9 protein-coding genes and 2 riboswitches are annotated in these 10,271 nt (G+C 70.7%); of the genes, 5 read left to right on the top strand and 4 right to left on the bottom strand.

The genetic code is table 11. The features are described 5' to 3' along the window. Nucleotides 1–3: 3 nt before the first annotated feature. Complete coding sequence (locus IE118_RS21620; RefSeq protein WP_189559625.1) at nucleotides 4–639, top strand: type VII secretion system-associated protein; 636 nt, start codon at nucleotides 4–6, stop codon at nucleotides 637–639. 155 nt (nucleotides 640–794) lie between these two features. Here the strand turns inward: IE118_RS21620 and IE118_RS21615 are convergent, their stop codons facing one another. The 4 genes from IE118_RS21615 to gcvT form a co-directional block, all read right to left on the bottom strand. Continuing rightward, the gene (locus IE118_RS21615; protein ID WP_189559624.1) at nucleotides 795–2,162 is read right to left on the bottom strand and encodes an L-serine ammonia-lyase; all 1,368 of its coding nucleotides are present in this window, start codon (nucleotides 2,160–2,162) and stop codon (nucleotides 795–797) included. A gap of 171 nt (nucleotides 2,163–2,333) precedes the next feature. Continuing rightward, a complete protein-coding gene (gene glyA / locus IE118_RS21610) occupies nucleotides 2,334–3,590 on the bottom strand; it encodes a serine hydroxymethyltransferase (protein ID WP_189559623.1) in 1,257 nt (418 codons plus the stop codon). Between the two features lie 15 nt (nucleotides 3,591–3,605). Further along, the gene (gcvH, locus tag IE118_RS21605; RefSeq protein ID WP_189559622.1) at nucleotides 3,606–3,983 is read right to left on the bottom strand and encodes a glycine cleavage system protein GcvH; all 378 of its coding nucleotides are present in this window, start codon (nucleotides 3,981–3,983) and stop codon (nucleotides 3,606–3,608) included. A 114-nt stretch (nucleotides 3,984–4,097) separates the two neighbouring features. Continuing rightward, nucleotides 4,098–5,216 carry a glycine cleavage system aminomethyltransferase GcvT gene (gene gcvT / locus IE118_RS21600; RefSeq protein WP_189559621.1) on the bottom strand — a complete coding sequence of 373 codons (1,119 nt, stop codon included), beginning with the start codon at nucleotides 5,214–5,216 and terminating at the stop codon, nucleotides 4,098–4,100. A 40-nt stretch (nucleotides 5,217–5,256) separates the two neighbouring features. Then, a riboswitch (glycine riboswitch) is annotated at nucleotides 5,257–5,380 on the bottom strand. Then, nucleotides 5,381–5,480, bottom strand: a riboswitch (glycine riboswitch). It abuts the riboswitch before it with no gap. 221 nt (nucleotides 5,481–5,701) lie between these two features. On the opposite strand from gcvT, the gene IE118_RS21595 reads away from it, so the two are divergent. From IE118_RS21595 to IE118_RS21580, 4 genes are all read left to right on the top strand, one after another. Next, nucleotides 5,702–6,370, top strand: coding sequence for an AAA family ATPase (locus IE118_RS21595; RefSeq protein WP_189559620.1), 669 nt, complete (start codon nucleotides 5,702–5,704; stop codon nucleotides 6,368–6,370). A 52-nt stretch (nucleotides 6,371–6,422) separates the two neighbouring features. Then, nucleotides 6,423–7,199, top strand: a complete 777-nt coding sequence (locus tag IE118_RS21590) for an enhanced serine sensitivity protein SseB (RefSeq protein WP_189559619.1) — start codon at nucleotides 6,423–6,425, stop codon at nucleotides 7,197–7,199. 150 nt (nucleotides 7,200–7,349) lie between these two features. Then, nucleotides 7,350–8,138 carry an enhanced serine sensitivity protein SseB C-terminal domain-containing protein gene (locus IE118_RS21585; RefSeq protein ID WP_229846887.1) on the top strand — a complete coding sequence of 263 codons (789 nt, stop codon included), beginning with the start codon at nucleotides 7,350–7,352 and terminating at the stop codon, nucleotides 8,136–8,138. 444 nt (nucleotides 8,139–8,582) lie between these two features. Continuing rightward, nucleotides 8,583–10,253 carry an ABC transporter substrate-binding protein gene (locus IE118_RS21580; protein WP_189559618.1) on the top strand — a complete coding sequence of 557 codons (1,671 nt, stop codon included), beginning with the start codon at nucleotides 8,583–8,585 and terminating at the stop codon, nucleotides 10,251–10,253. The last annotated feature ends 18 nt before the right edge of the window (nucleotides 10,254–10,271 follow it).

Here is a 10,271-nt window from a genome sequence, read left to right as displayed (position 1 = left end):
GAGATGAGTGAGCGGAGTGGCACGGCGATGCCCACGCCTCCCGACGACATCGTCGAGGCCGCACGGCTCGCCCCGGACCACTGGATCAGCATGATCGACCCCGGCTGGGACGGCGAGGGCGTGCCGCCCGACCGGGTCGTGGTCGGCCGCTGGCGCACGGGGGCGACCGGCGAGATCGAGGAGTGGGAGGACAACGAGGCGTACCGTCCCTCCCCGGAGTCGCTCGGCTGGCCCGAGCCCACCGACGACGTCGACAAGGCCCTCCAGCTCGCCGTCACCGGTTACGGACCACCCGAGGACGTCCTGCGAGCCCTGGCCACCGCCGAGGTGGCGGTGCTGACCCTGCCGGACGGGTCCCTGGTGACCGCCGCGGTGGAGGACGGCGGGCTCGTGGTCCCGGTCTTCACCGCCTCGCCCCACCTCGCCGGCGTCGGCGGCTTCGCCTTCGAACGCGTCACCGTCCCGGCCCTCCTGGACCGCCTGCCCCCCGGCCACGCGCTCTACCTCAATCCGGCCGGCCCCGCAGGCAGCGTGCTGGAGGCCGATCAGCTCGCGGAGACGATCGACGACGGAACACGACCGGAGGAGCGTGTCCGTGCAGCGCACCGGCCTGTACCACCCGTACGTCCACTTCCGTGATCCGGCGCGGATCAAAGCCGCCGCGCTGTCCGGAGCGGACGCACCCTGCGACGGAGCGCCGGCGCGAGCGTGCGACCCCTCACTCGTCCGCGGCGGGAGGACGACCCCGCCCCCGCCGACGACCGCGTGCGCACGCGCCGGTCGGGCCCGGCCCCTCAGCACTCGATGATGTTGACCGCCAGCCCGCCCCGGGCCGTCTCCTTGTACTTGACCGACATGTCCGCGCCGGTCTCCTTCATCGTCTTGATGACCTTGTCGAGGGACACCTTGTGCGAGCCGTCGCCGCGCATCGCCATCCGTGCCGCCGTGACCGCCTTCACCGCGGCCATGCCGTTGCGCTCGATGCACGGGATCTGGACGAGGCCGCCGACCGGGTCGCAGGTCAGGCCGAGGTTGTGCTCCATGCCGATCTCGGCGGCGTTCTCCACCTGCTCCGGGGAGCCGCCCAGCACCTCCGCGAGGGCGCCCGCCGCCATCGAGCAGGCCGAGCCGACCTCGCCCTGACAGCCGACCTCGGCGCCGGAGATGGAGGCGTTCTCCTTGAAGAGCATGCCGATCGCGCCGGCCGCCAGCAGGAAGCGGACCACGCCCTCCTCGTCGGCGCCGGGGACGAAGTTCATGTAGTAGTGCAGGACGGCCGGGATGATGCCGGCCGCGCCGTTCGTCGGCGCCGTGACGACCCGGCCGCCGGCCGCGTTCTCCTCGTTCACGGCCATCGCGTAGAGGGTGATCCACTCCATGGCGAGCGCCTGCGGATCGCCCTCGGAGCGCAGCTTGCGCGCGGTGTTCGCGGCGCGGCGGCGCACCTTCAGGCCGCCCGGCAGGATGCCCTCGCGGGACATGCCCCGGTCCACGCAGGCCCGCATCACGCGCCAGATCTCCAGCAGGCCCTCGCGGATCTCCTCCTCGGTCCGCCAGGCCCGCTCGTTCTCCAGCATCAGGGCGGAGATGGACAGGCCGGTCTCCCGGGTCAGGCGCAGCAGCTCGTCGCCCGTGCGGAAGGGGTACTTCAGGACGGTGTCGTCGAGCTTGATGCGGTCCGCGCCCACCGCCTCCTCGTCCACGACGAACCCGCCGCCCACCGAGTAGTACGTCTTCGACAGCAGCTCCGCACCGGAGGCGTCGTGGGCCCACAGGGTCATGCCGTTGGCGTGGTACGGGAGCGCCTTGCGGCGGTGCAGCACCATGTCGTCGTCGAAGGAGAACGCGATCTCGTGCTCGCCGAGCAGCCGGATCCGGCCGCCCTCCTTGATCTTCTCCACCCGCTCGTCGGCCGACTCGACGTCCACCGTGCGCGGCGAGTCGCCCTCCAGGCCCAGCAGCACCGCCTTGGGCGTGCCGTGGCCGTGCCCGGTGGCGCCCAGGGAGCCGTACAGCTCCGCCCGCACCGAGGCGACGGAGTCCAGCAGGTCCTCGTTGCGCAGCCGCAGGGCGAACATCCGGGCCGCCCGCATCGGGCCGACCGTGTGCGAGCTGGACGGGCCGATGCCGATCGAGAACAGATCGAAGACCGAGATGGCCACGGGAGGACTCCTAAGGGTTCGGCGGACGACGCTGTCCGCCGGGAAGGGGTGGTTCGCGGAACGGAAACGGAAGAGGAAACGTTGCTGCGGGGTGCATGGTGCGGGGCACCGCGCCCACTCCAGTGTGCGCGATGCCCCTGACGTCCGTACGTGGTAAAGCGTACGAAATGACTACAGACCGGGGTACAGCGGGTGCTTCGCGGCGAGAGCCGTCACCCGGGCCCGGAGCGCCGCGACGTCGTGGTCCGGCTTCAGCGTCTCGGCGATCACGTCCGCGACCTCGGTGAAGTCCTCGACCGTGAAACCGCGGGTGGCCAGGGCCGGCGTGCCGATCCGCAGGCCGGAGGTGACCATCGGCGGGCGCGGGTCGTTCGGGATCGCGTTGCGGTTGACGGTGATGCCGACCTCGTGCAGCCGGTCCTCGGCCTGCTGCCCGTCCAGCTCGGAGTTCCGCAGGTCGACCAGGACCAGGTGCACGTCCGTGCCGCCGGACAGCACGTCCACGCCCACGGCCTTGACGTCGTCCTGGACCAGGCGCTCGGCCAGGATGCGGGCGCCGGCCAGGGTGCGGCGCTGGCGCTCCTTGAACTCCTCGGTGGCGCACACCTTGAACGCGACCGCCTTGGCGGCGACCACGTGCTCCAGCGGACCACCCTGCTGACCGGGGAAGACCGCGGAGTTGATCTTCTTGGCCAGCTCGGCCGTGGAGAGGATCACACCGCCGCGCGGACCGCCGAGGGTCTTGTGCGTGGTGGTCGTCACGACGTGGGCGTGCGGGACCGGGTTCGGGTGCAGGCCCGCGGCCACCAGTCCGGCGAAGTGGGCCATGTCGACCATGAGGTAGGCGCCGACCTCGTCCGCGATCCGGCGGAACGCGGCGAAGTCCAGCTGCCGCGGGTACGCCGACCAGCCGGCCACGATCAGCTTCGGCTTGCTCTCCTTGGCGAGGCGCTCGACCTCGGCCATGTCGACCTGGCCGTCGTCGCCGACGTGGTAGGCGACCACGTCGTAGAGCTTGCCGGAGAAGTTGATCTTCATGCCGTGGGTCAGGTGCCCGCCGTGCGCGAGGTTCAGGCCCATGATCGTGTCACCGGGCTTGAGCAGCGCGAACATCGCGGCCGCGTTGGCCTGCGCACCCGAGTGCGGCTGCACGTTGGCGTGCTCGGCGCCGAAGAGCTCCTTGACCCGGTCGATCGCGATCTGCTCGATCACGTCGACGTGCTCGCAGCCGCCGTAGTAGCGGCGGCCGGGGTAGCCCTCGGCGTACTTGTTGGTGAGGACCGAACCCTGGGCCTCCATGACCGCGACCGGGGCGAAGTTCTCCGAGGCGATCATCTCGAGGGTGGACTGCTGACGGTGCAGTTCGGCGTCGACCGCGGCGGCCACCGCCGGGTCGAGCTCGTGCAGGGGCGTGTTCAGAACGGACATGCGGCTACAGACTCCTCAGCCGGCGATTTCGGCGTCGTACTCGGCGGCGGTCAGCAGGTCGGACGGCTCGTCGGTGACGCGCACCTTGAACAGCCAGCCGCCCTCGAAGGGGGCCGAGTTCACCAGCGACGGGTCGTTCACGACGTCCTCGTTGACCTCGGTGATCTCACCGCTGACCGGGGAGTACAGGTCGCTGACCGACTTGGTCGACTCCAGCTCGCCGCAGGTCTCGCCCGCGGTCACGCTGTCACCGACCTCGGGGAGCTGGACGAACACCACGTCACCGAGCGCGTTGGCCGCGTGCTCCGTGATGCCGACCGTCGACACGCCGTCCTCGGCGGCCGTCAGCCACTCGTGCTCCTTGCTGTAACGCAGCTGCGTGGGGTTGCTCATGGCCTGAATTCTCCTGTACGGGGGGATGGCGGATGACTGAGGGGACCGCGTGCGGCGCGCGTGGGCGGGCACGACGTGCTCAGCCCAGGTGCGGGAAGCCGTCCTGCGACGGTGTCACTTCTGCCGCTTGTAGAACGGCAGCGCCACGACCTCGTACGGTTCGTGGCTGCCGCGGATGTCCACACCGACGCCCTCGGTGCCGGGCGCCGCGAACGCGGGGTCGACGTACGCCATGGCGATCGGCTTGCCCAGGGTGGGGGAGGGGGCGCCGGAGGTGACCTCGCCGACCACCTCGCCACCCGCCACCACCGCGTACCCGGCGCGCGGGACACGGCGGCCCTCGGCGACCAGGCCCACCAGCACGCGGGGCGGCTGCGCGGAGGCCCGCTCGGCGGCCTCGGCCAGCGCCGCGCGGCCCACGAAGTCACCCTCCTTCTCGAACTTCACCACCCGGCCGAAACCGGCGTCGAAGGGCGTGAGGGAGGTGCTCAGCTCGTTCCCGTACAGCGGCATGCCCGCCTCCAGGCGCAGCGTGTCCCGGCAGGACAGCCCGCACGGGACCAGGCCCGCGCCCTCGCCGGCCTTGGTCAGCGCCTGCCACAGCTCCACCGCGTGTTCCGGCTTCACGAACAGCTCGAAGCCGTCCTCGCCGGTGTAGCCGGTGCGGGCGATCAGCGCGGGCACACCGGCGACCGTGCCGGGCAGACCGGCGTAGTACTTCAGCCCGTCCAGGTCGGCGTCGGTGAGCGAGGCGAGGATGCCCTGCGACTCGGGCCCCTGCACGGCGAGCAGCGCGTAGGCGTCGCGGTCGTCGCGGACCTCGGCGTCGAAACCGGCCGCACGCTCCCGCAGCGCGTCCAGGACCACCTGGGCGTTGGAGGCGTTGGCGACCACCAGGTACTCGGTGTCGCCGAGCCGGTAGACGATCAGGTCGTCCAGGATGCCGCCGTCCTCGCGGCAGATCATCGTGTAGCGGGCCCGGCCGGGCTTGACGCCGCCGATGTTGCCGACCAGGGCGTGGTCGAGGAGGGCCGCGGCCGCCGGACCGGTGACCGCGATCTCGCCCATGTGCGAGAGGTCGAAGAGGCCGGCCCGGGTGCGCACGGCGTTGTGCTCGTCGCGCTCGGAGCCGTAGCGCAGCGGCATGTCCCAGCCGGCGAAGTCGGTCATCGTCGCGCCGAGCGACCGATGCAGGGCATCGAGCGCGGTTCGGCGGGGTTCGGTACTGCTCATCGGTCGGTCTCCCAGAGGCATGACGACGGGCGAGGGCGATTCCTCCCCATCTGTCATCGGAACCTGAGAGGTTCGCCATGACCGCCCGCACAGGGGAGACCACGGTTTGCACCTTGGGTGGAGCCACTGGAGCACGGCTTCAGCGGCCCGCTTTTCAGATGTGCCTCGCCCGCGCGGTAACGGGGCCTGAGAGATTCAAGGGAGGGACTTGCTCCTTCGGCGCCCCGGCGGCAACGGTGCCGGGGACTCTCCCGCGCGGATTCAAACGGCCGGTATGCAGTTGGCGGGCACATCATTGCACGCATCGCGAGGCCGTGGCAGGGGGACCCTTTCCTGGGATGCACAGGTTGTACGGGCACCGTCACAGGGAGCTGTGACAGGCCTGTTTCAGGAAAGGCACGGAAACGGGAGACCCGGGCATTACCTTCTCTTTACACTCAGCGGGGACCCGGAATCGCAACCGGTCCCAGGGGAGGACCAACACGGTGAACAGGACCACGGCGTGCGCCACCACCACGGGCATCGCGCTGCCCCCGCAGCCGGCCGGCCGGGTCCGCGGAGCCCGCGGCACCCTGCCCGCGCCCGTCGTCCGCGACCTGCGCGGCCGGGCCGGCCGCAGCCCGCGCGCACTGCTCTTCGGCCCCCGCGACCTCGTCGTGGTCACCGGACTGCCCGGCAGCGGCAAGTCCACGCTGATGCGCCGCACGGTGCGCGGCACCCGCATCGACTCCCAGGACACCCGCGACCGCTGGGACGGCCGCGTGCCCGGCTTCCTGCCCTACGCCGTCTACCGCCCCCTGGTCCGGCTCGCCCACTACGCCGGTCTGCGCCGCGCGCTGCGCGCCGGAGGGGCGGTGGTGGTCCACGACTGCGGCACCCAGGCCTGGGTGCGGCGCTGGCTGGCCCGTGAGGCCCGCCGCCGCGGGGCGAGCCTGCACCTGCTGTTGCTCGACGTCACCCCGCAGCAGGCCCTGGCCGGCCAGCGCGAGCGCGGACGGGGCGTCTCCCGGTACGCCTTCCGGCGTCACCGCGCGGCGAGCGAGCGGCTGCTGCGCGCGGTGGAGCGTGGCCGGCTGCCGGCGCACAGCGGCTCGGCGGTGCTGATCGACCGCGCCGCGGCGGACACCCTGCGCCGGATCGGCTTCGCGGGCTGACCGGATAACCTTTCGGCCACAGCAGTGGTTCCAGGCAGGCGGTAGGCGAGAGATGGACTTCCCGGCGTTCCCGGCCCAGACACACCCCCATCCGCACGGCGGATGGCCCGGCAACGAGCTGGAGGAGGTGCTCTCCGCCTCGCTCGGCGTCCCCTCGGCGGGGAGCAGGATCGTCGAGGTGCTGGGCCGCAGCTTCCTCTGGGTCCCGCTGCCGAACGGCGGCGGCCCGCACAGCGGCCCCCTGGACCTGCCCACCCTGGAGATCGACGGCCAGGCCTACGTCCCCGTCTTCACCTCCGAGGAGCAGTTCCGGCAGGTCGTCGGCTCCCACATGTCGTACACGATCGCGCCCGCCGTGGAGTTCGCCCGCGGTCTGCCGCCGCAGGCCGGGATCGCGGTGAACCCCGGCGGAGTGGTCGCCGTGCCGCTGCCGCCGGCGGCCGTGGCCGAACTGTGCCGGGCCGGACACACCCCGCTGGACGGCACCGCGGGCGGCGGCCGGGTCCGGCTGTACCAGCCCGACTGGCAGGACGACCCGGTGGACTTCCTCGCCGCGGCCTCGGAGGAGTTCGACGCCATCGGCGTGGTGACGACCGCCCGCCGCTGCCTCGCCGCCATCGAGACGGCCGACCCGGTCCTGTTCGTCGGCGTGGAACTGGCCCACTGGGAGGGCGACGTCCGCACCCTGCCCCTGGACGCCCTGGGCCGGGCCCTGGGCCGCACCCCTGCCCCCTGGCCGGTCAACCTCATCCTGATGGACATCGCCCAGGACCCGGTGGCCGACTGGCTCCGCACCCAGGTCCGCCCCTTCTACCAACGCCTGCCGTAACGCCCCCGGGGGCGGGGGGCGGTACCGATGTGCGGCTCCGCCGGTGCCCCGCCCGCAGCGGACCACCGCACGCCCCACCTCCCCCCACCGCCGGAGGCTTACGCTAGGTTCATTGGCTCGGCGAGGGCGTTGTACGGAGGGGCGATACAAGTGAGCGCTGGCACCGCGGCGGCCGGACAGGTCGAGCACATGCTGCGCCAGGTGACGCCCGGGCGTTACGACGCCTACGAGGCGTTGCTGCGCGCCCTGGCGACCCCCTCCTCCGGACAGGTCTGGATGCTGCTGTGGCACGGCCAGGCCGGTTCCCCCGATGCCCAGTACGGCAACATGGAGGTCGAGGGCCTCGCCTACGCGCCCTGCGTCACCTCCGCGCAGGAGCTGTCCGCCAGCGGCTGGAACCGGTCGTACGAGGTGGTCGACGGTCTCGAAGCGGCCCGCGCGCTCTACCCCGACCGCTACGGACTCTGGCTCAACCCGCACGCCCCGGGCGGCGGCGTCGGCATCCCGTGGCTGGATCTGCGCCGGATCGCCGGCGGCCTGGACCGCCAGCCCGCCGGGCCGCTGAGACTCTCCGAACCGGCCATCGAGATCCCCCAGTTCTACGCCCTGCTCGCGCAGAACGCCCACCGCACCCCGGCCGTGCGCGCCCTGCGCCGGGCCTGGGTGCAGCCCGCGCTGGGCGCCCCGTACCTCGCCATCGGCCTGGACGTGTACGACACCTCCCCGCCCGCCGTGGACGCGGTGCGGGCGATGATGCAGCAGTCCCTCGGCGCGGTCCCGGACGGACTGCCCGTGTCGACCGTGGCGATGTCCGACGAGCACGACCCCGTCGCGATGTGGCTGCGCGCCAACGCCCGGCCCTTCTACGACCGCGAGGCGCACGGCGCCGGCCGGCCCCCCGCCACGGGCTACGGCTACCCGCCCGCGCAGCACCGCTGACCGGGCCGTATCCGCGTCTCCCGACGCGCTCCGCGGAGCGCGCCGCACCCCCGAGTCGCACCCCTGCCGTGCTGACTCTGCGTCACCGTGTCCACCATGTGGACAGATGACCCGACATGCCACGGGCCGACGGACGGCCATAGGTGATTTTGCGTCAGCTTTTCGGCCATGCGCACTCAGCGACCAACCCTTGACCCCCTGTCACCTGCGGTTTCACGCGTTCTCCACGCCACCTGGGCGCCAGAGAAGGGCTCTTGGGCAACCGCGTTCTGTGTCCCCCGGGTTAAATCTCGGCGGGGGAGCGCCTGAACAGTCCGATATGTCAAGTGTTCAGATCTCAGGTAGGTATCACCGCTATCCGGACTGTTCCTGACTGAGTGCGAACGTAGGTAGTGTTCGGCCGGTCAAGATGCATCCACATAGCGGACCCGGAGTGGCCCCAATATGCGCATAACCAAGTCCCGAGTCGCTCGGGCGATCACGGCCGCGGTGGCGGTCGGTCTGATCGCCACGGGCTGCTCCAGCGAACGGGACGCTGACAACGAAAGCGGCGGCGACAAGGACACCTTCGTGTTCGCCGGTGCCGGTGACCCGGGTTCCCTGGACCCTGCCCTCGCGAGCGACGGTGAAACCTTCCGTGTGACGCGCCAGGCCTTCGAGGCCCTGCTCGAGCACGAGTCGGGCGGCACCAAGCTGGTCGGCGGCCTCGCCGAGACCTGGTCGAGCAACGACCAGGGCACCGTCTGGACCTTCAACCTCCGCAAGGGCGTGAAGTTCCACGACGGCGAGGCGTTCAACGCCGCCGCCGTGTGCGCCAACTACGATCACTGGTTCAACTGGACGGGCACCTACCAGTCCAGCGCGGTCTCCTACTACTGGCAGACCATCATGGGCGGCTTCGCGAAGAACGAGGACAAGGAAGCCCCCGAGGCGAACTACAAGTCCTGCACCGCGAAGGACGAGAACACCGCCGTCATCGAGGTCAAGAAGCCCTCCGCGAACCTCCCCGGCGGCTTCTCCCTCAACGCCCTCGCGATCCACTCGCCGAAGGCCATCGAGGCGTACAAGAAGCAGGACGCCTCCGCCAAGGGCGACGCCATCACGTACCCCAAGTACAGCCAGGAGGCCGGCACGGTCGCCGGCACCGGCCCGTACAAGATCAAGAAGTGGAACAAGGGCAACAAGGAAGTCACCCTTGAGCGCTTCGACGACTACTGGGGCGAGAAGGCGAAGATCAAGAACCTGGTCTTCCGCACCATCTCCGACGAGCAGACGCGTCGCCAGGCCCTGGAGGCCGGTGACATCGACGGCTACGACCTGGTCGCCCCGGCCGACGTCAAGACCCTTGAGGACAAGGGCTTCGGCGTCCCGACCCGTGGCGTCTTCAACCTCTTCTACCTGGGCATGAGCCAGTCGGCCAACCCGGCTCTGAAGAAGAAGGAAGTCCGCCAGGCCATCGCGCAGGCGATCGACAAGGAGAACCTGGTCAAGACCCAGCTGCCCGAGGGCGGCAAGGTCGCCGACCAGTTCATGCCGGACACGATCGCGGGCTACTCCAAGAACGTGACGAAGTACCCCTTCGACACGGCCGCCGCCAAGGGTCTCCTCAAGAAGGCCGGTGAGGAGAAGCTCAAGATCGAGTTCTGCTACCCGACCGAGGTCACCCGCCCGTACATGCCTGCTCCGCAGGACCTGTTCGAGCTGATGAAGGCCGACCTGGAGAAGGCCGGCATCACCGTCACCCCGAAGGCCATGAAGTGGGCCCCGGACTACCTGGACGCCACCGAGGCGGGCTCCTGCGCCCTGCACATGCTCGGCTGGACCGGTGACTTCAACGACGGCTACAACTTCATCGGCACCTGGTTCGCCGGGTTCGACAAGCAGTGGGGCTTCAAGGACCAGAAGGTCTTCGACGCCGTGAACGCCGGTTCGAAGCTGGGCAAGGCCGAAGAGCGCGTCGCGGCCTACGAGAAGGCCAACGAAGCCATCATGGCCTACCTCCCGGGTGTGCCGATCTCGTCTTCCCCGCCGGCCATCGCCTTCGGGAAGAACGTGAACCCGCCGAACGTCTCCCCGCTGACGCAGGAAGTGTTCGCCGAGGCCTCCTTCAAGTAGGCGCAAGCGATGTGAAAC

Origin of the sequence: Streptomyces pilosus (assembly GCF_014649835.1) — a bacterium.
In the GTDB taxonomy this organism is placed as follows: Bacteria; Actinomycetota; Actinomycetes; order Streptomycetales; family Streptomycetaceae; genus Streptomyces; species Streptomyces pilosus.
Note: the sequence above shows the minus strand (reverse complement) of the source record. Positions and strands in the feature narration are given on the sequence as shown.